This is a genomic window from Sphingopyxis sp. H050, from assembly GCF_001468265.1.
Lineage (GTDB): Bacteria > Pseudomonadota > Alphaproteobacteria > Sphingomonadales > Sphingomonadaceae > Sphingopyxis.
On sequence record NZ_LNRZ01000008.1, the window covers coordinates 110,873 to 132,792 of the forward strand.

A 21,920-nucleotide genomic window follows, 5' to 3' on the forward strand; every position below is an offset into this window, starting at 1 on the left:
AAGGCCCCATGTCCAAGGGATGCGAAAAATATGACGTCTGAATCCGGCTCGCCGCCTGCGAAAACAGCCGGAAAGGACGCGGAAAAGAAACTTCCCGGGAAGGGGCAGGACGTGAATGGCGCCCTGCGCCGCGCTTATGAGTCCGCGGTAGACGAGACGATCCCGCAGTCGATGCTCGACCTGCTCAACAAGCTCAGCTGATCATTTTTTGTAGCGGTCGGCGAAATCCGACTGGAACGCCGCGAAACCGCCCCCGGCGATCGCCTCGCGCATGCGCTGCATCAACGCCTGATAGAAATGCAGATTATGCTGCGTCATCAGCATGGCGCCCAACATCTCGCCGGCGCGAACCAAATGATGGAGATAGGCGCGCGACCAAGTCGTACAGACGGGGCAGTCGCACGACGCGTCGAGGGGCCCCATATCCTCGGCATGTTTCGCATTGCGGATGTTGACCGGGCCGTCCCAGGTAAAGGCCTGCCCGTTGCGCCCCGAGCGCGTCGGCAGCACGCAATCGAACATATCGACCCCACGCGCAACCGCGCCGACCAGATCGTCGGGTTTGCCGACCCCCATCAGATAGCGCGGCTTGTCGGCGGGCAGCTGGCCCGGCGCATAGTCGAGCACCCCGAACATCGCCTCCTGCCCCTCGCCGACCGCCAGCCCGCCGATCGCGTAGCCGTCGAAGCCGAGGTCGATCAGCGCCTCGGCCGAGCGCGCGCGCAGCCTCTCGTCGAGCGAACCCTGCTGGATACCGAACAGCGCTGACCGCGCCGCATGGTCTTCGCCCGCGTCGAAGCCCGCGCGGCTGCGCGCCGCCCAGCGCATCGACCGTTCCATGCTCGCCGCCGCGCGTTTGGCGTCGACGCCGTTCGGCGGGCATTCGTCGAACGCCATCACGATGTCGCTGCCAAGGAGCCGCTGGATTTCCATCGAGCGTTCGGGGGTCAGCATGTGCCGCGAGCCGTCAAGATGGCTCTTGAACGAGACGCCCTCCTCGCTCTGCTTCGTGAGCGCCGACAGGCTCATCACCTGATAGCCGCCGCTGTCGGTCAGGATCGGCCGGTCCCAGCCCATGAAGCTGTGGAGGCCGCCGAGCCGCGCCATGCGTTCGGCGCCGGGGCGCAACATCAGGTGATAGGTGTTGCCCAGAATGATGTCGGCGCCGGTCGCGCGCACTTCCGCGGGCCGCATCGCCTTGACCGTGGCGGCGGTGCCGACGGGCATAAAGGCAGGGGTGCGGATTTCGCCGCGCTCCATGCGGATCACGCCAGTGCGCGCGTCGCCGTCTGTCGCGGCGACCTGAAAAGCGAATCTGTCGGTCATGGCGCGCGCCTATGGCCGTGCGCGCGCCAAAAGTCGAGGTTCGGCGCTACGCCCGCTCTTCCTCGCTCGACGGCTCTTCCTCAGCCGCCTTCGCTTTCTCTTTCGGCTTTTCCTTCTCGAAGATCTTGACGAGCTCGCGCTTCTTCGCGTCCGAAAGCCCCTTTTCGGCGACCGGGAACATCTCTTCCTCCTCCTCGTCGATATGGTGGAGGTAGCGCTCCTTCATGGTGCGAAAACGCGTCAGCCAGCCGGTCGAGGCGAAGTCCATTTCGTAGAGTTCGGTCAGGAAATCCTCGATCTCCTTATGCTCGGCGACGCTGTGCTGCGCTTCGTCGCGAAGGTCGGGATCGGCGAGCATCGTCGCATAGAGCGACATCTCTTCCGACGCCGCATGCGCGGTCACCTCGACGCGGAACGCCTCGAACAGATTTCGGCGCTCGTCGCTGTCGCCCTGCGTCTGGTCGATCCGGTCGAGCAGGTCGCGGTGGCGGTCGTGGTCGGCCTTGAGCCGCGCGAAGATTTTGGTTTCTGCCATGAAAGCCTCCGTCAGATTGGTCGGAGGAGAGAACGGATCAACGCGCCGGCGGTTCCCGCGTCAGGCGGGCTTCCAGTCGCTCGTCGTCGTGAAGGCGGGCAGCGCTATCTGCGATCCCGACTGCTGCGCCGCCGCGGCGATCAGATAGGGCGAGACGCGGTGGCGCGTGCAGAGGCCGCCATTGCCGTCGCTGACCAGCGACTGTTCGAACTGCACCCCCTGCTGGTGGTTCATCGAGCGCCGCACGGTGGCGGTCACCAGCTGGCCCTCGCCGAAATCGATCACGAACTGGGTGCCGACGGGCACGTCCAATATGCCCTCGATGAAGGCGCCGGTGGCCGAGAGGTTACGGATCACCACCGAATAGCGATGGTTGCCATGCACCGCGCCAACCTTGCGAAACAGCGAGAAGCGGTCGTTGCGCTGCTTGGCGGGACCTGCGGGCTTGATCGTCCACGATCCCGCGTCGGCATGTTCGATCAGCTCGTTCTGGGACACGGGCTTGCTGTAAACATAGCCCTGCACATGGCTGACGTTCAGCTTGCGGATCAGGTCGAGCTGATCGAGCGATTCGATCCCTTCGGCGGTGGTTTCCATCTCCAGCGCCTCTGCCAGCGCGACGATCGCCGCGATGATCGCGCCGTTGCGCGATCCGGGCACGGTCGCGCCGCGCACGAAGCTCTGGTCGATCTTGATCTTGTCGAACGGCGCCGATTGCAGATAGCCGAGCGACGAATAGCCGGTGCCGAAATCGTCGAGCGCCAGGCGGACGCCGAGACCCTTCAACGCCTTGAACATCTGCGCCGTTTCCTTCGAATCGGCGAGGAAGACGCTCTCGGTAATCTCGAGCTCCAGCCGGTCGGCGGGCAATCCCGTCGTCGCGAGCGCATTGGCCACGACCTTGGGCAAATCGGCATTGGCGAACTGGATCGGCGAGACATTGACCGCAACGCGCAGGTCGCCCGGCCAACGCACCGCATCCTCGCACGCCTTGCGCAGCACCCATTCGCCGAGCGGCCAGATCAGATTGGCTTCTTCGGCGATCGGGATGAAAAGCCCGGGCGAGATCACGCCGCGGTCAGGGTGCGTCCAGCGGATAAGCGCCTCGACGCCGGTAACGGTGTTCGACTTGGCGTTGACGACGGGCTGGTACGACAGCTCCATCTCGCCGCGCGCAAGCGCGTCGCGCAGATCCTCCTCCAGCACGCGGCGGTCTTCGGCCGATTGGTGCAGGTCGCTGGAATAGAAACTGAAACGCCCGCGGCCGTTGCCCTTGGCAGCGTAAAGCGCGAGGTCGGCGTTGCGGACCAGGTCGTCGCTTGTCTGCCCGTCGAAGGGCGCGATCGCGACGCCGACCGACACGCCGATGATGCAGCGGCTGCCCTCGACCGAATAGGGCTGCGACAGGCTGTTGATGATGTCGGAGGCCATGTCGCCGAGCCGGCCGCGGTCCTCGATATCGGGAAGGATGATCTGGAACTCGTCGCCGCCGAGCCGGCTGACCATTTCCTTGTCGCGGACGATCTTGAGCAGGCGCTCGGCGACCTGCTTCAACAATGCATCTCCCGCGGGGTGGCCCAGCGTATCGTTGACCTGCTTGAAGCGGTCGAGGTCGAGCAGCATGATCGCGCAGCTGCGTTGCTGCTGCGCAAAGGCGCTGAGCGTCGTGTCGAGCTTTTTCGAGATGTTGAAGCGGTTAGCGAGGCCGGTCAGCGAATCATACATCGCCAGCCGCGAAGCGTCCTCGGCCGAACGGCGATGCGCGGTGATATCGGTGCCGCTGCCGCGCCAGCCGCCAAGCCTGCCGTTCGCGTCGAAATGCGGCGACCCGGAGATCGCCCACCAGCGGTCGTCGCCCTCGAACGCGCTGCGCAGCGGCAACTCGTCGAACTTCGACTGCTTGGTCATCAGGAAGGGCAAGGTGCGCTGGCGTTCGCCGTGGCTGTCGACCGGCAAAAACAGCTCGGTGAAGGCGGTGCCGACAAGCTCGTTCGCCGACCGCCCCATCAGCTTTGCAACAGTATCAGTGATATAGGTGATGCGGCCGTTGGCATCTGTCGCCCAAAACCAGCCGCGGCCGCTTTCCTCGTAATTCTGGAGAAGCAGCAGCGCGTCGCGGGTGTGCAGATTGACCGGCGGCGACGCGTCGCCCCGCTGACGCGACATCCGCGATCCGAACTTGCCGAAAAAGCCGCGCGAGCCCTCATCGGCCGCGCCCTCTTCCCGGTCGTCGGAAATGGTCCGCGATGGCATGTCCATCAATGAAACCTTACTGGCCCCCTAATCCTGAAATCCGCAATGCCCGCAATGCCTTGCGATATTGTAAATTTTCCCAAGCGCAGGCGGCGACCTGTCTCATTTGGGGATCGGGCGCAGCGGCGAGAATCGAACCCCGCGACCCGATGTGGAGCAGCACAAGGTAAACGGCGTGGAATCTCCGGATTGTGACGTTATGGCAGTCGGCGGCGCGAAGGGGCGCGCCGCATCCGGGGCTAGCGAATTGCAACGACCGACCGCGCGAAGCTTGATCAAGACAGCGCTCATCGTGGCCGCGCTGGCCTTCGAAACCCCGGCGATCTGGGCCCGCATCGCCATGCTCGGGGTGACCCCCGGGCTGCCTGTCTATATCGGCCTTTATGTCTTCCTCGCCCTTTGCCTGGGCGGCGCGGCGATGATCCGCCAGCCGGTTTTTCGCTGGGGATGGGCAATCCTTTTTGCCGCGGCGACGATTTTGCTCGGCAGCTTTCAAACCGCCGCCGCCGATGCGATGAGCTATGAGACCTTCATCTCGATGCTCCAGTCCGCGGGCTTCATCGACGATGCCCTCGCGCAATATCGCGGGCCGATCGCCTGGGCGTCGGCGAATGCCCTGCTTCTGCTCGTCGGCATAGGGCTGAAGCCGGCATCGCGCCGGCTGCCCGGGATCCTCGCTGGATCGGCCCCCTTTCTCGGCCTTGCCCTCCTCTCCACGCTGCTCTTTTTCCGCGGCGGTGAGGGCGGGCGCGGACTGCCGAGTGCGTGGGTCGGGTCAGCCTATTCGGTGCTTTATGGCTTCGAAAGCATCACCCGGTCCGTCGGTCCGCGCCAGCCGGTGCGGATCGCGCGGACGCGGCCCCCCGCCTATCGCGATATCGTCCTGATCATCGACGAGAGCATCGCCGCGCGTTACCTCGACATCAATGACCCACAGGGTGTGCGGTCCGGCCTCGCCTCACCGCCCTCCGGCCTGTCGGTCGCCAATTTCGGGATCGCGGCTTCGATCACCGATTGCAGCTTCGGCAGCAACATGACGCTCCGCCACGGCGGCACACGAGCCGCGTACAATCGGATAAACGCCACCGGACCGTCTATCTTTGCCTATGCGAAAGCTGCGGGATTCCGCACGGTTTATGTCGATGCCCAGCGCACCGGCGGCGCGTTCCAGAACGGCATGGACGACGCCGAGCGCGGTTCGATCGATCATTTCATCCAGTTCGACGACACACCCGCGGCGAACCGCGACATGGCCGCGGCCGGCGCCGTGATCGACGCGCTGGCCAACGACCGGCGCGAATTCATCTTGGTCAACAAAATGGGCGCCCATTTTCCGATTGCGGACAAATTCCCCGATACGGCCGCCCCCTATCAGCCCACGCTGCCCCGCGGCCTTTCGGCCGATGTCGCCGAAATGCAGCTTCCCGAAAACCTCTACAGCGGGGCCGAGAATTGGCGGCTCTATCGCAATTCCTATCGCAACACGGTGGCGTGGACGGTCGGCGGCTTTTTCGATCGGCTTTTCGCGCATGCCCGGCTCCGCGACGCGCTCATCATTTACACCTCCGACCACGGGCAAAAGCTCCACGAGCGCGGCGATTCAGGGACGACAACGCACTGCAGCGTCGTGCCTGTCGCGGAGGAAGGCGCAGTACCTCTGGTCGCGATCGATGCCTCGGGGCGCTGGCAGGCCGCGGCGAAGCGGCATTTCGATGCATCGAGCCATTATCGCATCTTCCCGACCTTGCTCGCTGCGATGGGCTATGATCCGGTCGCCGTGCGGCGGAGCTATGGCGAAGCGCTCGATTCCACCGCACCCGATCCGGCGACGTTCAACGGCCTGTTCAACGCGCGCCTCGGCCGCCAGCCGATGTGGGTGGGGGTTCGCCGCGCCGCGCTGCCGGCCCCGCCCGCCAGCGACATCGCCGCGCGCTGAGCGGCAATTCTTTCCCAACGAATCTATGCTAGGCCCGCCGCCATGGACGCCCCGCCGCCCCAGACCGCGATGACCAACGACACCCCGCTGTCGCCCGATTTCGGTCAGCGCATCCGCCGCGCCGTGATCTGGCGGTCGGGATCGCAGATCGCGGGTCAGGTGATCGCCTGGGCCTCGACCTTCCTCGTCATTCGCATCCTGACACCGGCGGATTATGGCCTGTTCGCGCTGACGCAGGTGATGCTGATGCTGTTCACGATGATGAACGGCTATGGCCTCGCCAGCGCCGCGATCCAGCGCGACGCGATCGGCCACCACGAGATGCGGCAGATCTTCGGCCTGCTCCTCCTGCTCAACGGCGGGCTCGCGCTTGCCCAGATCGCCACCGCACCCCTGGCGGCAGCCTATTACCGCGAACCGATGGTCGCCGACCTGCTGCGCGTGCAGGCGCTGATCTATCTGACGATGCCCTTCTCAGCGCTCGCCTATGCAAAGCTGGCGCGGACGCTCGAATTCCATCGGCAAGCGCAGGTCAATCTCGCCTCGGCGCTGATCGGCGCAGGCGTAGCGCTCGGCGGGGCGCTTTCGGGCTGGGGCGTGTGGGCACTGGTCTGGGCGCCGATCGCCATGTTCGCCTCGCGCGCGCTCGGGCTCACGATCGCCGCGAAGAGCTGGCTGTGGCCAAGCTTCGATTTCCGCGGCGCGGGCTCGATCGCGCGCTACGGCGGGCTGATTGCGGTCGGGCAATTTTTCGGGTTCGTCCAGAGTCAGGCCGACATCCTCGTCGCCGGCCGCTGGTTCGACCCGCATCTCGTCGGCCTCTACACCACCGCGCTGCTGCTGACGCAGATCTTCAACAACAAGGTCATCCCCCCGCTCAACGAAGTCGCTTTCGCCGCCTATTCGCGGATGCAGGGCGATCCGGCTGCGCTTGCTGGCGGGTTCACCCGATCGGTGCGCGCCATCATGGTCGCGGCCATGCCCTTCTTTTTCGGCCTCGCCGCGGTCGCCGAGCCGCTGGTGCTGACGCTGCTCGGCGAGAAGTGGCGCGACATCGTGCCGCTGATCCTGCCGCTCGCGCTCGCCATGCCCTTCTGGACGCTCTTTACCCTGCTTCAGCCCGCCACCGACGCGCTCGGGCGGCCGGGGATCGCATCGCGCAACGCCATCGTCGGCGCGATCATGATGCCGATCGCCTTCCTGATCGGCGCGCGGTCGGGGATCGAGGGGATCGCCTGGGCCTGGCTCGTCGCCTATCCCGCCCTGCTACTCTTCGCCGCCGCGCGCTCGCTGCCCATCATCGGCGTCGGCGCCGGATCGCTGCTCCGCGCCATCGCGCCGGCGGTCCTCGCCGCGACCGCGATGGCGGCGGCGGTCACGCTTGTCGACCATCTGCTGCCGCCGCTGTCACAGGTCATGCGGCTCGCATTGCTCGTCGCGACGGGCGGCGCCGTCTATTGCCTGTGGCTGTTCCTGTTCGCGCGCGCGACCGCGCAGGACCTGATCGCGCTCGTTCGCGGACGTCGGATCCAGGTCTAGCGGAGTGCTGCGACCGCGTCGCGCGCCGCGTCGATATAGGCGGTGCCGTTGAAGCGGCAGCTGCCGATGAAGTGCAGGAAGCGCGCGTCGGCAGGAATGCCCCTGTCCCAGAAATTGAGATAGCGGTCATAGGGCAGCAGCAGCGCGTCGGGTTCGTTCGCGATGATCATGTTCGATGTCACCTGCTCCGTCCCCCACTCGGCCCAGCGCTTCGCGCCAAGCAGCTTCGTCGCTTCGATAGAAAAAGCCTCGGCAAGCTTGCGTCCATCGCCGCCGCGCGCAAAGCCGGCGAAACCCGAGCAGCCCCTCACATAAAGCGGCGCAGCGATGCCGGGCAGCGCGATGCGGTCGAGCCCGCATTCGATCGCGCCCTGCACATGCGCGGCGGGGTTGTTGAGGAAGGCATCGTCATCGGTCAATGCGGCGATCTCGCTGAAGCCGATCAGGCGGCTGTCGGGGTCGCCGCGCAAGGTGAAGCTGCGGTTGGCCGCGATCGCGCCCAAAATCTCGGGCACGTCGCCCGCGGTCACCGTGTCGGAATCGAGCTGGATCACATAGTCGTTCGCGCGAATGTCGAGGATCGTCAGCAACCGCTCCCACGTCCCGCCGCGCGGACACGGCCCGGTATCGACGTCGGCGATCGCGAGGATCCGGGGATCGCCCAGCTGCACGGCGAGGATCGCGCGGTCGTCGGCGGTCAGCGTGCCGTCGTCGAGGATGACGATCCGCCCGCGCTTCAGCCGCGCATGGAGCGACTTGATCGCAACCAGATAGGGCAGCAGAACTCGCGTCCCGATCATCGAGAACAGCACCAGCCCGTCGTTCGCGGGCACCACCGGCGACGTATCGAGCACGGCGCGCGCGGCCCGGCCCAGCGCGCGTTCCTTGAGCAGCCGGTTGAGTTTGTCCAGGATGCGGTTCATCGCTTCGCCGTATCACGCCCCATTGCGCTTTGGTAGAGGCAAGGCGCGCCGCCGATTTCGGCGATTTCAAACAGGAAATTAGATAGTTAACTCACGCCCGCGGCAGCAGCAGGCTGGCGTCGCCATAGCTGTAGAAGCGATAGCCCGCAGCGATCGCATGGGCATAGGCCGCCTGCATCGTCTCCAGCCCCATCAGCGCACTGACCAACATGAACAAGGTCGAGCGCGGCAGGTGGAAGTTGGTCATCAGTCCGTCGATCGCCTTGAAACGATAGCCCGGGGTGATGAAGATCGCGGTGTCCCCCTCGAACGGCGCGATGACGCCATCGTCCCGTGCCGCACTTTCGAGCAGACGTAGGCTCGTCGTGCCGATCGCGATCACCCGGCCCCCGTTCGCGCGAACGGCGTTCAGCCGGTCGGCGGTCGCTGCGTCGATATGCCCCCATTCGGCGTGCATGACATGGTCGTCGGTGTCGTCGGCCTTCACCGGCAGGAAAGTACCCGCGCCCACATGCAGCGTCAGCGTCTCCGTCGCGATGCCCGCGGACGCGAGCGACGCGAGCAGATCGGGGGTGAAATGCAGGGCCGCAGTCGGCGCGGCCACCGCGCCGTCCTTGTCGGCGAACATCGTCTGATAGTCGCTGCGGTCGTCTTCGTCGGTCGGCCGCTTGCCCGCGATATAGGGCGGCAGCGGCATCGTGCCCGCGCGCTCGAGCAAGACCTCGACCGGCTCATCGCCGCCAAAGGCGAGGATGAAGCTGCCGTCGGCCAAGCGCTCTTCGGCGACCGCGGCGACATCGGAGCCGAAGTCGATCGTTTCGCCGACGCGCAGCCGCTTGGCGTTGCGCACGAACGCCTGCCAGCGGCGCAGATCGACACGCTTGTGCAGCGTCGCGCCGATCTTTGCCTCTCCCCGGCGCCCTTCGAGTTGCGCCGGGATCACGCGCGTGTCGTTGAAAACAAGGCAGTCGCCGGCACGAAGCCACGACGGCAGGTCGCGCACCCCGGCGTCGGCGATCGCGCCGCCGTGGACGACGAGCATCCGCGCCGCATCGCGCGGACGCGCGGGGCGAAGCGCTATGCGCTCGGGCGGAAGATCGAAATCGAAGGCGTCGACGCGCATGGCGCGCGCTCCGGGCTTACTGGCGGATCGGCGCGTTGAGCTGGTCGACCGTGACGTCGGCCGCCGGCGCGGCTGGCTGCGCCTCGGTCAGCGCCGACGCGGGCGGCATCGGCTTGTTGTCGGCGGCGACCGACATCTGGACGATACGCGACATCACCGCAGGCGGCTCGCCCCTCTGGATCGCGTCGATATATTGCATGCCCGACACGACACGGCCGAACGCGGTGTAGCGATGGTCGAGCGCGAAGCGCGGCTGGAACATGATGAAGAACTGGCTGTTCGCGCTGTCGGGGCTTTCGGCGCGCGCCATCGACAGCGTCCCGCGCAGGTGCGGCAGGTCGTTGAACTCGGCCTTGATGTCGGGCAGCTGCGAGCCGCCCGCGCCGGTCGCGGTCGGATCGCCCGTCTGCGCCATGAAGCCGTCGATCACGCGGTGGAACTTGATCCCGTCATAGAAGCCCGCGCGCGTCAACGTCTTCAGCCGCTCGACATGGTTGGGCGCGACGTTCGGATAGAGCTGGATGACCACGCGCCCGCCCGTCGAGAGGTCGAGGTTGAGCATATATTCGGGATTGTTGATATACTGATCCGCCGTCATCGCCGGGGCGGCGGGCGCCGCGGTCGCCGGCGCCGCGTCGGTGGTGGCGGGCGCCGGGGTCGGAGCAGGCGTATCGGCGGGCGGCGGCGTCTCGCTGGGCGCGGGCGCGGGCGCTTCGGTGCCCAGCGGCGCGGGTGCCGGCGGCACTTCCTGCGCCAGAACGGGGGTCGCAAGGCAAAGCGCCATCGCCGTCAGAACGAAGGAACGGGGGGGGAATATCATGCTGGATCGGCCTCTATCAAGATTCTGTATGCGCCCTGTCGGGGCGGCCTAGCGGGAAAAAGCTGAACGCTCAATGATTGGGATAGGCGACGGGGTCAGCCCTCACCTTGGCGTAGCCCGCGTTCGGATATCCGCTGCACCACCGCCTCGCGCACCGCGGGGGTTACGAACTTATGGATGTCGCCGCCGAAGATCGCGATTTCCTTGACCAGCCGCGACGCGATCGGCTGCAGCCCGACGTCGGCCATCAGGAAGACGGTCTCGATCCGGTCGTTCAATTGCTGGTTCATCCCCGCCATCTGATATTCATATTCGAAGTCGGCGACGGCGCGCAGCCCGCGCACAATGACGCCCGCGCCTTCGCGCTCCGCGAAATCCATCAGCAGCGAGTTGAAGCCGACGACACGGATGTCGCCGCCAATGCTCGCCACCTCGCGGCGGACCATCTCGATCCGCTCGTCGTCGTCGAACAGGGGTGATTTGGTGATGTTGGTCGTGACGCCGATGACCAACCGATCGACCAGTTTCGCGCCGCGCCGGATGATGTCCATATGACCGAGCGTGATCGGGTCGAACGTCCCCGGATATACCCCCACCCGCATCAATGGTCCCTTTCCACGACATAGCGTGCGATCGCGCGCAGCAGCGCCGCCTCCTCGCCGAAACCGCCGAGATGCGCGATCGCCTGATCGACCAGCAGCCGCGCCTGCTCACGCGCCCGCTCCAGGCCCATTAGCGTGACGAAGGTCGCCTTGCCCGCCGCCTCGTCCTTGTGGAGCGCCTTGCCCGCCAACGCCTCGTCGCCCTCGACATCCATGATGTCGTCGGCGATCTGGAACGCGAGCCCGATGTCGCGGGCATAGCCGCGCAGGGGCCGGCGTCCCTCGGCCGGAATGCGTGCGAGGATCGCGCCCGCCTCGACCGAGAAAGCGATCAGCGCGCCGGTCTTGAGCTGCTGCAACCGCGTGACGGTCGGCAGGTCGAAATCGGAGGTTTCGGCCGCAAGATCCATCATCTGCCCGCCCGCCATCCCCGCGGGACCGGCGGCGCGCGCCAGTTCGCAGCACAGCTCGGCACGAACAAAGGGGTCCGCATGGGTCGCGGGATCGCAAAGCCATTCGAAGGCGAGCGCGTGCAGCGAATCGCCCGCGAGCACCGCGGTCGCATCGTCGAACGCCTTGTGCACGGTCGGCTTGCCGCGTCGCAGATCGTCGTCGTCCATGCACGGCAAATCGTCATGGATCAGCGAATAGACGTGCATTGCCTCCACCGCTGCGCCGACGCGCAGGCTGATCGCGCGGTCCACATGGAACAGGTCGCCGGCCGCGCGCAAGAGCAGCGGGCGCAAACGTTTTCCGCCCCCGATGGCGGCATAGCGCATCGCCTCATAAAGGCGGCCGCGGGGATCGGCGGGCACCGCGATCAGACTGTCGAACAGCTGGTCGATCCCGGCTGCGACCTCCTCCTGCGCGAGACTGAGCAATGATGCGGATTCGACGACCGCCATCTGCGATCAACCCTCGCCGAAGGGGGCGGTTGCCGCCGCCTGTCCATCGGCGCCGAGGCTGACCTGTTCGATCCGCGCCTGTGCCGCGGCAAGCCGCGCTTCGCAATGGGCGCGGAGCGCGTGGCCGCGTTCATAGAGGGCAACCGATTTCTCGAGGCTAACATCGCCGCTCTCCAGGTGGCGGACGATGCTTTCAAGCTCGCCCATCGCGGCCTCGAACGACAGTGAAGAAATGGCAGGGGTGTCTGCGGTATCGGGCGTATCCGTCATCCGCCTGCTTTGGCCTCTTCGCCCCCCCTGGGTCAAGTGCGGTCGCGCGTGGTCGAACTTGACGTCGCGCCTTCACGCGATAACTTCGTGGCCCATGTTCATCGGGCATTTCGCACCGGCGCTCATTGTCGCTGCGCGGCCGAAGGCGGCGGGCCTCGGCACCCTGTTCGTCGCCGCACAACTGGTCGACATCGGCTTTGCCGCGCTTCTGATCTCCGGCGTCGAGGCGATGCGGATCGTTCCCGGAATCAGTGCGATGAACCCCATGGACCTCCATCACATGCCGTTCACGCACAGCCTGCTCGGCGCGCTGATCTGGGCGAAGATTTTCGGCGTGATCGTATGGTTCGCGACGCGGCGCAAGGAAGCCGCGATCGGCGCCGCGCTGGTGGTCGTATCGCACTGGTTCCTCGACCTGATCGTTCACATCCCCGATCTGACGCTGTTCGGCCTGCCGCCAAAGCTCGGTTTCGGGCTGTGGAATTATCCCGCCGCCGCGATGCCGCTCGAGCTCGCGCTGATCGGCGGCGCGCTCTTCTATTATGCCCGGCATACGCACGCTGCCGTGGGCGGCTGGCGGCTGTGGGTCCTCATCGCGTTGCTCGCGCTGGCGCAGGCGGTCGACTGGTTCGGGCCGAAACAGCTCGTCTATTCGCTGGCGATCCCGGCAACGATGCTCGGCGCCTATGCGTTGCTGGCAGCGGTCGCCGCCTGGGCGGGCGCGCCGCGCGAACCTGTCACTTCCGGAGCTGTTGCATGACGTTGCAAGCCATCGCCGCCTATATGGCGACCGCCATAGTCTTTGGGGCGCTCGACGCGTTGTGGCTGACCAAGGTCGGTCCGAAACTCTACCGGCCAGAGATCGGCGCGCTGCTCATGGACGGCTGGCGGCCGGCGCCGGCGCTGACCTTCTACGCGCTCTACATGCTCGGTATCCAGATTTTTGCAGTTCAGCCGGCGCTGGCGGCAGGCAAGTGGCAGGTCGCGGCGACTTATGGCGCGCTGTTCGGCTTCTTCTGCTACATGACCTACGACCTCACCAATCAGGCGACGATGAAGATCTGGTCGACCAAGGTGACGCTTGCCGACATCGCGTGGGGCACGTTCGCAACCGGCGTGGCGGCGGGCGCCGCGACATGGCTGGTGCTTACTTTCTTACCGCGCAGCGCCTGATCCGTTCGCTTAAGCGCAATCACGTTTCGAATTTTTGCAATTGCGCCGCGCCGCTGCGCGCCTCATGTTGCATCGCACAAGAAGAGAGGGGCTCGAAGGCAAGTTTTGTCTAACCACAAGGACTTGCACCATGAAAAAATTCTTCCTCCCAGCCCTCGCCCTGTTCGCGCTCGTGCCGGCCACCGCCCGCGCCGAGGAGCAAAGGTTCGAACATGACGGGCGTATCTACAGCTACACCGTGACGCAGGCCGACGGCTACCGCGTGATCAGCGGCATCGAGGAAAAGAGCGGCAAGCCGTTCAAGCTCCGTATCGGCGAACACCGCGTCCGCGGCACCGTCGGGTCGCAGCAGGTCAATTTCGCGCTGCGCGACGTCGATCCGGTGGTGAAGGTCACCATTCTCGCCTCGCGCTGACCCCTCTCTCCGACCGCAGACCCCATGGCGCTTTTCGCGTCATGGGGTCTGTTCGTTTTGCGCCTACATCGCTAAAGGCGCGCCATGACTCAGACCGCAACCGCGCCCGCCTCCGTCATCACCCCCGAGATCGTCGCCGAACACGGCCTCTCGCCGGAAGAATATGAGCGCGTCCTCGCCGCGCTCGGACGCGAGCCGAACCTCGTCGAACTCGGCATCTTCTCGGTCATGTGGTCCGAGCATTGCAGCTATAAAAGCTCGCGCATCCATTTGAAGAAACTGCCCACCGAGGCGCCTTGGGTGATCTGCGGCCCCGGCGAAAATGCCGGCGTCATCGACATCGGCGAAGGCCCGGACGGCAAGAAGCTCGCGGCGATCTTCAAGATGGAGAGCCACAACCACCCGTCGTATATCGAACCCTATCAGGGCGCGGCGACCGGGGTCGGCGGCATCCTGCGCGACGTCTTCACCATGGGGGCGCGCCCCGTCGCGAACCTCAACGCGCTGCGCTTCGGCCGCCCCGACCATCCGAAGATGAAGCACCTCATCTCGGGCGTCGTTCACGGCATCGGCGGTTACGGCAATTGCGTCGGCGTGCCGACCGTCGGCGGCGAGGTCAATTTCCACAAGGCCTATGACGGCAATATCCTGGTCAACGCGATGACCGTCGGCGTCGCCGAGCAGGACAAGATCTTCTATTCGGCCGCATCGGGCGTCGGCAATCCGATCGTCTATGTCGGCTCGAAGACCGGCCGCGACGGCATCCACGGCGCGACGATGGCGTCGGCGGACTTTGGCGAGGATGCCGAGGAAAAGCGCCCGACGGTGCAGGTCGGCGACCCCTTCACCGAAAAATTGCTGATCGAGGCGTGCCTCGAACTGATGGCGTCGGACGCGATCGTCGCGATCCAGGACATGGGCGCAGCCGGGCTTACGTCATCCTCGGTCGAGATGGCGTCGAAGGGCGGCGTCGGCCTCCACCTCAAGATGGACGATGTGCCCCAGCGCGAAACCGGGATGACAGCGTACGAGATGATGCTGTCGGAAAGCCAGGAGCGTATGCTCATGGTGCTGAAGCCCGGCAAGGAAGAGTTCGCCAAGGCGATCTTCCACAAATGGGAACTCGACTTCGCGGTCATCGGCTCCGTCACCGACACCGGCCGCATGGTGCTGGAGCATCATGGCGAGATCGTCTGCGACATCCCGCTCGCCCCGCTCGCCGACGACGCGCCGCTCTACGACCGCCCGCACGTTCCGACGCCCAAGAAGCCCGAACTGACCGGCGTCCCCGAAACGAAGGACGTCGCCGCCGACCTCAAGACTCTGATGGGCACGCCCGACATCGCCAGCCGCCGCTGGATCTGGGAGCAGTATGACAGCCAGGTCGGCGCCGACACGGTGCAGACCGGCGGCGACGCCGCGCTCGTCCGCATCCACGGCACCAACCGCGCGCTCGCGATGTCGACCGACTGCACCCCGCGCTATTGCTACGCCGACCCGCAAGAGGGCGGCAAGCAGGCGGTCGCCGAGACTTGGCGCAACATCAGTGCGGTCGGCGCGACCCCGCTCGCCATTACCAATTGCCTCAATTTCGCCAACCCGCAGCGTCCCGAGATCATGGGGCAGATCGTCGGCTGCCTCGACGGCATGGCAGAGGCGTGCCGCGCGCTCGACTATCCGATCGTCTCGGGCAACGTCAGCCTCTACAATGAATCGAAGGCGACCGGCGGCGGCAGCGCGATCCTGCCCACCCCCGCGATCGGCGGCGTCGGCGTCATCGAGGATCTGAACAAGGCGGTCGGCATCGGCTTCAAGCGGACCGGCGACATCGTGCTCGCGGTCGGCGAGCGTGCGGGGCATTTGGGCCAGTCGGTGTGGCTGCGCGAAATCCATGGCCGCGAGGAAGGCCCGCCGCCGCCGGTGAACCTGCGCTGCGAAAAGCGCACCGGCGACTTCATCCGCGGCGCCATCAACGCCGGCTGGATCACCGCCTGCCACGACGTCTCCGACGGCGGCATCGCGGTCGCGCTCGCCGAAATGGCGCTCAAATCGAACATCGGCGTGCTGGTCAGTGAAGAGCAGCCGTTCGGCGTCGCCGAAAGCTTCTTCGGCGAGGATCAGGGGCTGTATCTCGTCACCGTCTGCGACACCTGCCTCGCCGACTTCCTCGACGCCGCGGGCCGCGCCGACGTGCCGGTCGATCCGGTCGGCCGCACGATCAAGGACCGCATCGTCTTCGAACTCGCCGACAGCGACCATCAGGTGACGCTGGCCGAACTGCGCGAGGCGCATGAGGGCTTTTTCCCGAACCTGATGGGAGCCGACGCGGCGCTGGCCTGAGCCATAAGGCAACGCCAAAGCCGTTCGCCCTGAGCTTGTCGAAGGGCCGTACTTTCTTTAGCCGTAGCAAGGAAAGAGCGGTGCTTCGACAAGATCAGCACGAAGGGATAGGTGAAAGGTCCATGAGCATCCACATCGGCATCGGCGGCTGGACCTACGAGCCTTGGCGCGGCACCTTTTACCCGGACAAGCATCCGAAGAAACGCGAGCTCGAATATGCCGGTCAGCACCTGACCGGGATCGAGATCAACGGCACCTATTACAGCAGCCAGAAGCCCGAGACGTTCGCGGGCTGGGCGGCCGCGGTGCCTGAAGGCTTCAAGTTCAGCGTCAAGGCGTCACGCTTCACGACGAACCGTAAGGTGCTGGCCGACGGAGCAGCCTCGATCGAAAAATTCCTGACTCAGGGCCTCACTCGCCTCGGCGACCGGCTCGGCCCGATCCACTGGCAATTCATGGCGACCAAGAAGTTCGACCGCGACGATTTCGCGGGCTTCCTCGACCTGCTGCCCGACAGTCAGGACGGCCTCAAGCTCCGCCACGCGATCGAGGTCCGCCACGAAAGCTTCCGCGACCCCGCCTTCCTCGCCATGCTCCGCGAACGCAACATGGCGGTCGTCTACGCCGACAGCGACGAATTCCCCTGCATCGACGAACAAACGGCAGACTTCACCTACGCCCGCCTCCAGCGCAGCCAGGAGGATGTCGAAACCGGCTACGACGCCAAGGCGCTCGATAGCTGGGCGAAGCAGGCCAAGGACTGGGCCAAGGGCGACCGCGACGTCTTCCTCTTCTTCATCTCGGGCGCCAAGGTCCGCAACCCCGCCGCCGCGCAGGCGCTGATCGCGCGGCTGTGACCACAGGCTATTCGGGCACCCCGCTTGCGAAGAAGCTGTCGCTGAAGGACGGGATGAGCGCGTGGTTCCACGCGATGCCCGGCAGCTTGCGCGAAGAGATCGGGGCTGTGACGCTCGACGAACGCGACGCGCCCAAGGCGGGCCTGCAAGCCGCGCATATCTTCACCACCGAGCGCGCCGAGCTGGAAACTTTGCTCACCGACCTCCGCACCCTGATCTCCCCTGCAGGCTTCGTCTGGGTAAGCTGGCCCAAAAGGACGTCCAAGGTCCCGTCCGACATCACCGAGGACGTCATCCGCACCATCTGCCTGCCGATGGGCTGGGTCGACGTGAAGGTCTGCGCGGTCGACGCCACCTGGTCCGGCCTCAAGCTGATGATCCGGAAGGAACTGCGCTAAGAAATCCTCCCTGTGGCGAAGCCATGAGGAGGGGGACCGTCCGCGAAGCGGATGGTGGAGGGGCCAGCGACCTCGCGCCATAGCTCCTCCGTCAGCGCTTCGCGCTGCCACCTCCCCATCGCTCCGCGACAGGGAGGATCTTCAGGTTAAGCTGCCGCTGCCTTGGCTTCGAGGAAATTATACGGATCGATGCCGCGGCTACGGTAGGCCCGGTGCGCTTCCTTGTAGAGCGTCGGCTCGCCGATGCCGAGGCGCACACGCGCCGCATCGAGCGGTTCGGCGAGGAGCGCGCGGATATCCTGTTCGATGATCGCCTTCGCCGCCTTGCCGTGACGCTGACCCTGGCGGATCGCAGCTATCACCGGCGCGTCGCCCTTGACGCGGCGCCTCAGCTCATAGCCACCGGCATAGGCGATGAAGAAATTGCCGTAATTGCCCGTCTGGCCATAGGTGAAGCCGAGCACGCACTGCTCGCCGAGCGCGTCGCGGCCATAGCCGGTCAGGATATGGAACAGGTCGTGCGTGTCGCGAAGGCGGTTGGCGTACCACTGGATCTGGTCGTCGAACTTCGGGCGGCCCATCTTCTCGGCTTCGGCAACGAGGCCAGCAGCCGACAGCCCTTCGCGGCGCATGAAGGTCACATAAGCGTGGCCGACCGTGCCCTCGGGCAGTTCGTCGATCCAGCTGTGATCGTCGAGCAGGTCGGGCAGATAGGGTTCGCTTTCCATCAGCCGCTTACCCAGGTCGCTTTCGACGAAGGCGCGCGCATCGTCCATGAAACCCTTGCGCGGCAGATTCTCGAAAATGTGGAACACCTGTTCGGTGTCTTCCTTGTCCTTGATCAGCTTGCGGAAGTGGCGCAGCGCCTTCAGCGGACGGAATTTGGCCGGCTGGCGATCGGGATGGGAGAAGATGGTCGGGGTCATGGCGGGTCTCTTTAGCGAACTCGTGCGAATCATCTGATGCCGTGGAAATAGCATTACTGACACAGATGTCAATAACCACTTAATGGCGCGGAGAAACCGCTCGACGCCTGCCTGCGCCCACGATACGCCCTGCGCCTTGGCCGAAGGGGGAAACGGCATGGAAACGCATACCGGGGCGACACGCTACGAGAGCCTGGACGCGATCCGCGGGGTCGCAGTGATGGGCATATTGGCGATGAACATCGTCGCCTTTGCCCTGCCCTTCGCGGCCTATGTCAATCCGCTTGCGGGCGGGCCGGTCGGGGGGGGTGACCTTGCGACCTTCTTGTTCAACTTCCTGTTCATTGATTCGAAGATGCGCGGCTTGTTCTCGATGTTGTTCGGCGCAAGCACGCTGCTGGTGATCCAGAGCGCAGAGGCAAGCGGGCGCAGCGCCGCCGGCGCACATTATTCGCGCATGGCCTGGCTCGCGGTCTTCGGCCTCGTCCATTATTATTTCATCTGGTTCGGCGACATCTTGTTCCTCTACGCGGTTTGCGGCCTGCTGCTTTTCGCCTTCCGCAATTTGTCGGTAAAGGCGCTGCTGATCTGGGCTGCGGTCTTCTTCTTCATCGGCATCGGCTTTCTCGCGGCGGGCTGGGCGATGTTCGCGCTGGCCGAAGCGGGCCTGCTGCCGCCCGAGGCGATGGCGAAGGTGCAAGGCGACCTTGCCAAGATGAACGCCGATATGGGGCCAAAGGCCGCCAGCTATGCGCGCGAAGTCGCGTCTCATCTCGGTAGCTATGGCCATATCGTCGGAGAAAAGCTGGGCGACAAGATCGCTGAACCCTTTGTTCAGGCGCTGATGTTCCTGTGGGAAACGATGGGCCTGATGCTCGTCGGCATGGCGCTGTTCAAGCTGCGCATGCTGACCGGCGACTGGGAGCCGGCACGCTACCGCAAATGGGCGATCCGCGGCTTCCTGATCGGCGTCCCGCCGCTCGTCGGGCTCGCCTGGTATCAATATGCCAACGGGTTCAGCGCGGTTTCGACCTTCGGCGCTTCGCTGTCGCTTTCGGTGCCGTTCGACGTCGCGATGACGATCGGCTGGGCGGCGCTGATCATGCTGCTGATCAAGACTGCGGCAAGCGATGCTGTGCGCGCGCGGCTGGCGGCGACCGGGCGCATGGCCTTTACCAACTATCTGATGAGCTCGATCGTCATGACGACGATATTCTACGGCTACGGGTTCGGCCTGTTCGGCAGCATCGGACGCACCGCGCTCTATCTCTTCTGCTTCGGCATGTGGGCGGCGATGCTGCTGTGGTCGAAGCCGTGGCTCGACCGGTTCAACTATGGCCCGCTCGAATGGGTCTGGCGCAGCCTGTCGCGCGGCGAACTTCAGCCGATGCGAAAAGTCGTTCGGGCCTAAAAGCTGGCGGCGCGGCCGAAACCCGATGCCCGGCGCTGGACGAGCGGGTTCGCTTCGCGTTCGAGCGCGCCCAGCGTCTCCTCGAACAGCGGGCGCAGCGTCACGACGCGCGGCAGATATTCCTCGGGACTGATCTGTGCCTCGACGCAGTGGCGGCCGAACATTTCGATATCTTCGGCCAGCGCGCCGAGCTTTTCGCCGCCGAACTGGCGCGCCTCGCTCTTCAGCGTGTGCGCGGGCATGACGAGACCGCGCGCGTCGCGGGCGCGCATCGCCTCTTCGATCGCGGCAACCGACTTGATGCCGTCCTCGCGGAAATAGCCGAGAATCCGCACAAAAGCGGCGCCCAGCTGGGCGCGCGTTGCGCGGAATTCATCCCAATCGACCAGGATCTCGTCCAATTTTTGCGTCCCTCGGTGTTCAACTCGGTCTTGGTCCCTCACGACCCATGCCGAAAGTCGGTAAAAAAGAGGTTACGCCGGGACGATCTTGCAACAGAAGCCGCCCCATATTGGGTCAGTCGCGGAATACGCGCCACCGGTTCGTGCCAGCGTCGGTCAGCCCCCAGCCATGTTCGCCCGCCAGCGCCAAGACTTCGCGCCCCGCCTGCGGATCGTCGGCGAGCAGCAGGACATCGGCGCTTTCGCGCATCGCGCGCGCCAATCGCAGCGCCGGCCACGGACAGCGCATCCCGCGCGCATCGACGACGCGCGTCGGCGCGTCACTCGTCATAGGGATTGCGTGAGTTGCGGAAATTGAGCCGCACAGGCACGCCCTGGAAGCCCAGTTCCTTGCGCATTCCGTTGACCAGATAGCGCTCATAGCTGCCGGGAAGCGCGTCGGTGCGCGTGCCGAAGACGACGAAGGTTGGCGGGCGCGTGCGCGCCTGCGTGATATAGCGCAGCTTGATGCGCTTGCCGCCCGGCGCCGGCGGCGGATTGGTCTCAACCGCGCCCTCGAACCAGCGGTTGAGCTTCGCGGTCGACACGCGGTTGGTCCAGATCGCGCGCTGTTCGAACGCGACGCGCACCAGCGTGTCGATCCCCTTGCCCGTCGCGCCGGAAATGCTGAGCACCGGCACGCCCTTGACCTGGCTGAGCCCGTCGTCGAGCGCCGCCCGCACGCCGTTGTAGAGCGCCGACGGATCCTCGGCGACGTCCCATTTGTTGAGCGCGACGATCAGCGCGCGGCCTTCCTGCAGCACGCGGTCGGCGATGCGCAGGTCCTGCGCCTCCAGCCCCTTGGTGGCGTCGAGCAGCAACACGACGACCTCGGCGAAATCGACCGCGTGGAGCGCGTCGGCGACCGACAATTTTTCGAGCTTGTCGACGACCTTCGCGCGCTTGCGCATCCCGGCGGTGTCGAACAGCTGGATTTCGTGGACTTCGCCGTCGTCCTCCCACTGCCAGTCGACGCGGATCGAGTCGCGCGTGATCCCCGCCTCGGGTCCGGTAATCAGGCGATCCTCCCCGATCATGCGGTTGATCAGCGTCGATTTGCCCGCGTTGGGGCGGCCGACGATCGCCAGCTTCATCGGGCCGAGCGGTGCGTCTTCTTCCTCTTCGCCGCCATCTTCCCCGGAGAGGCCCGGCGGCGGCGCGACCTCGGCAGCTGCCTCGTCAAAACCTTCGACGATCGGGCGCAGCGCATCGAACAGATCGACGATCCCCTCGCCATGCTCGGCGCTGAAGGCGATCGGATTGTCGAAGCCCAGCGAATAGGATTCCAACAGGCCGTCTTCGCCCTGCTTCCCCTCGGCCTTGTTGACGAGCAGGATGATCGGCGTGTCCTCGCTCCGCAGCCAGCGCGCGATTTCCTCGTCGAGCGGCGTGACCCCGGCGCGGCCGTCGATCATGAACAAGGCCGCGTCGGCCTCGCGCACCGCTTTCTCGGTCTGGATGCGCATCCGGCCCGGCAGCGTCGCGGCATCCTGATCCTCGAACCCCGCGGTATCGACGATCAGAAATTCGAGGCCGAGCAGCTTCGCGTCGCCCTCGCGGCGGTCGCGCGTCACCCCCGGCTGGTCGTCGACCAGCGCCAGGCGCTTGCCGACCAGCCGGTTGAACAGCGTCGATTTGCCGACATTGGGCCGGCCGACAATGGCGATCGTTGCGGATCGCGGCATCTCTTAATCCCTGTATCTATCCGGGCGCCCCGGCCCGAACGCT

The 21,920-nt window shown here is 65.6% G+C and carries 23 protein-coding genes; 10 read left to right on the forward strand and 13 right to left on the reverse strand.

What is annotated here, in order from left to right; translation table 11 throughout:
* Nucleotides 1-30 precede the first annotated feature (30 nt).
* Nucleotides 31-201 carry a NepR family anti-sigma factor gene (locus tag ATE67_RS21475; protein ID WP_156417068.1) on the forward strand — a complete coding sequence of 57 codons (171 nt, stop codon included), beginning with the start codon at nucleotides 31-33 and terminating at the stop codon, nucleotides 199-201.
* Here ATE67_RS21475 and tgt read toward each other — a convergent pair whose 3' ends face one another.
* Genes tgt through ATE67_RS16085 form a run of 3 tightly spaced genes read right to left on the reverse strand, consistent with a single transcriptional unit; the run spans nucleotide 202 to nucleotide 4,114 of the window.
* Nucleotides 202-1,326, reverse strand: a complete 1,125-nt coding sequence (gene tgt / locus ATE67_RS16075; RefSeq protein ID WP_058817685.1) for a tRNA guanosine(34) transglycosylase Tgt — start codon at nucleotides 1,324-1,326, stop codon at nucleotides 202-204.
* Nucleotides 1,327-1,372: 46 nt separating this feature from the next.
* Entirely contained in the window at nucleotides 1,373-1,861 is a 489-nt protein-coding gene (locus tag ATE67_RS16080) for a hemerythrin domain-containing protein (protein WP_058817686.1), read from the reverse strand.
* Nucleotides 1,862-1,921: 60 nt separating this feature from the next.
* Nucleotides 1,922-4,114 carry an EAL domain-containing protein gene (locus ATE67_RS16085; protein WP_231728196.1) on the reverse strand — a complete coding sequence of 731 codons (2,193 nt, stop codon included), beginning with the start codon at nucleotides 4,112-4,114 and terminating at the stop codon, nucleotides 1,922-1,924.
* Between the two features lie 271 nt (nucleotides 4,115-4,385).
* Between ATE67_RS16085 and ATE67_RS16090 the strand changes: the two genes are divergently transcribed.
* Both ATE67_RS16090 and ATE67_RS16095 read left to right on the forward strand, forming a co-directional pair.
* Complete coding sequence (locus ATE67_RS16090; protein ID WP_197411972.1) at nucleotides 4,386-6,050, forward strand: sulfatase-like hydrolase/transferase; 1,665 nt, start codon at nucleotides 4,386-4,388, stop codon at nucleotides 6,048-6,050.
* Nucleotides 6,051-6,092: 42 nt separating this feature from the next.
* Nucleotides 6,093-7,589, forward strand: coding sequence for a lipopolysaccharide biosynthesis protein (locus ATE67_RS16095; protein WP_231728197.1), 1,497 nt, complete (start codon nucleotides 6,093-6,095; stop codon nucleotides 7,587-7,589).
* Here the strand turns inward: ATE67_RS16095 and ATE67_RS16100 are convergent.
* The 6 genes from ATE67_RS16100 to ATE67_RS16125 all read right to left on the reverse strand — a co-directional run bounded on the left by ATE67_RS16100 (nucleotide 7,586) and on the right by ATE67_RS16125 (nucleotide 12,232).
* Entirely contained in the window at nucleotides 7,586-8,512 is a 927-nt protein-coding gene (locus ATE67_RS16100) for a hypothetical protein (RefSeq protein WP_058817689.1), read from the reverse strand. The two genes, ATE67_RS16095 and ATE67_RS16100, sit on opposite strands and share 4 nt — an antisense overlap.
* A 91-nt stretch (nucleotides 8,513-8,603) precedes the next feature.
* Complete coding sequence (gene queA / locus ATE67_RS16105; protein ID WP_058817690.1) at nucleotides 8,604-9,635, reverse strand: tRNA preQ1(34) S-adenosylmethionine ribosyltransferase-isomerase QueA; 1,032 nt, start codon at nucleotides 9,633-9,635, stop codon at nucleotides 8,604-8,606.
* A gap of 16 nt (nucleotides 9,636-9,651) precedes the next feature.
* Complete coding sequence (locus ATE67_RS16110; protein WP_058817691.1) at nucleotides 9,652-10,455, reverse strand: peptidylprolyl isomerase; 804 nt, start codon at nucleotides 10,453-10,455, stop codon at nucleotides 9,652-9,654.
* A 95-nt stretch (nucleotides 10,456-10,550) separates the two neighbouring features.
* The gene (gene coaD, locus ATE67_RS16115; RefSeq protein WP_058817692.1) at nucleotides 10,551-11,057 is read right to left on the reverse strand and encodes a pantetheine-phosphate adenylyltransferase; all 507 of its coding nucleotides are present in this window, start codon (nucleotides 11,055-11,057) and stop codon (nucleotides 10,551-10,553) included.
* Entirely contained in the window at nucleotides 11,057-11,962 is a 906-nt protein-coding gene (locus tag ATE67_RS16120) for a polyprenyl synthetase family protein (RefSeq protein WP_058817693.1), read from the reverse strand. Before ATE67_RS16120 ends, coaD begins: the two co-directional genes overlap by 1 nt.
* A 6-nt stretch (nucleotides 11,963-11,968) precedes the next feature.
* Nucleotides 11,969-12,232, reverse strand: a complete 264-nt coding sequence (locus ATE67_RS16125; protein ID WP_058817694.1) for an exodeoxyribonuclease VII small subunit — start codon at nucleotides 12,230-12,232, stop codon at nucleotides 11,969-11,971.
* Between the two features lie 94 nt (nucleotides 12,233-12,326).
* On the opposite strand from ATE67_RS16125, the gene ATE67_RS16130 reads away from it, so the two are divergent.
* The 6 genes from ATE67_RS16130 (at nucleotide 12,327) to ATE67_RS16155 (ending at nucleotide 17,415) form a co-directional block, all read left to right on the forward strand.
* Nucleotides 12,327-12,992, forward strand: coding sequence for a hypothetical protein (locus ATE67_RS16130; protein ID WP_058817695.1), 666 nt, complete (start codon nucleotides 12,327-12,329; stop codon nucleotides 12,990-12,992).
* Entirely contained in the window at nucleotides 12,989-13,405 is a 417-nt protein-coding gene (locus tag ATE67_RS16135) for a DUF2177 family protein (protein WP_058817696.1), read from the forward strand. Before ATE67_RS16130 ends, ATE67_RS16135 begins: the two co-directional genes overlap by 4 nt.
* 130 nt (nucleotides 13,406-13,535) lie before the next feature.
* Nucleotides 13,536-13,820, forward strand: coding sequence for a hypothetical protein (locus tag ATE67_RS16140; RefSeq protein WP_058817697.1), 285 nt, complete (start codon nucleotides 13,536-13,538; stop codon nucleotides 13,818-13,820).
* A gap of 84 nt (nucleotides 13,821-13,904) precedes the next feature.
* The gene (gene purL / locus ATE67_RS16145) at nucleotides 13,905-16,160 is read left to right on the forward strand and encodes a phosphoribosylformylglycinamidine synthase subunit PurL (protein WP_058817698.1); all 2,256 of its coding nucleotides are present in this window, start codon (nucleotides 13,905-13,907) and stop codon (nucleotides 16,158-16,160) included.
* A gap of 122 nt (nucleotides 16,161-16,282) precedes the next feature.
* Nucleotides 16,283-17,017 carry a DUF72 domain-containing protein gene (locus ATE67_RS16150; RefSeq protein ID WP_058817699.1) on the forward strand — a complete coding sequence of 245 codons (735 nt, stop codon included), beginning with the start codon at nucleotides 16,283-16,285 and terminating at the stop codon, nucleotides 17,015-17,017.
* Nucleotides 17,014-17,415, forward strand: coding sequence for a hypothetical protein (locus tag ATE67_RS16155; protein WP_058817700.1), 402 nt, complete (start codon nucleotides 17,014-17,016; stop codon nucleotides 17,413-17,415). The genes ATE67_RS16150 and ATE67_RS16155 overlap by 4 nt, the downstream gene beginning before the upstream one ends.
* Before the next feature lie 146 nt (nucleotides 17,416-17,561).
* Here the strand turns inward: ATE67_RS16155 and ATE67_RS16160 are convergent, their stop codons facing one another.
* Nucleotides 17,562-18,341, reverse strand: coding sequence for a Coq4 family protein (locus ATE67_RS16160; protein ID WP_058817701.1), 780 nt, complete (start codon nucleotides 18,339-18,341; stop codon nucleotides 17,562-17,564).
* Between the two features lie 157 nt (nucleotides 18,342-18,498).
* On the opposite strand from ATE67_RS16160, the gene ATE67_RS16165 reads away from it, so the two are divergent.
* A complete protein-coding gene (locus tag ATE67_RS16165) occupies nucleotides 18,499-19,752 on the forward strand; it encodes a DUF418 domain-containing protein (RefSeq protein ID WP_058817702.1) in 1,254 nt (417 codons plus the stop codon).
* Here the strand turns inward: ATE67_RS16165 and ATE67_RS16170 are convergent.
* From ATE67_RS16170 to der, 3 genes are all read right to left on the reverse strand, one after another.
* Nucleotides 19,749-20,153: an Hpt domain-containing protein gene (locus tag ATE67_RS16170; protein ID WP_197411973.1), complete on the reverse strand. Its 405-nt coding sequence runs from the start codon at nucleotides 20,151-20,153 to the stop codon at nucleotides 19,749-19,751. The two genes, ATE67_RS16165 and ATE67_RS16170, sit on opposite strands and share 4 nt — an antisense overlap.
* A gap of 115 nt (nucleotides 20,154-20,268) precedes the next feature.
* A complete protein-coding gene (locus ATE67_RS16175) occupies nucleotides 20,269-20,484 on the reverse strand; it encodes a sulfurtransferase TusA family protein (protein ID WP_058817703.1) in 216 nt (71 codons plus the stop codon).
* Entirely contained in the window at nucleotides 20,474-21,877 is a 1,404-nt protein-coding gene (gene der / locus ATE67_RS16180) for a ribosome biogenesis GTPase Der (RefSeq protein WP_058817704.1), read from the reverse strand. The genes ATE67_RS16175 and der overlap by 11 nt, the downstream gene beginning before the upstream one ends.
* Nucleotides 21,878-21,920: the final 43 nt, after the last annotated feature.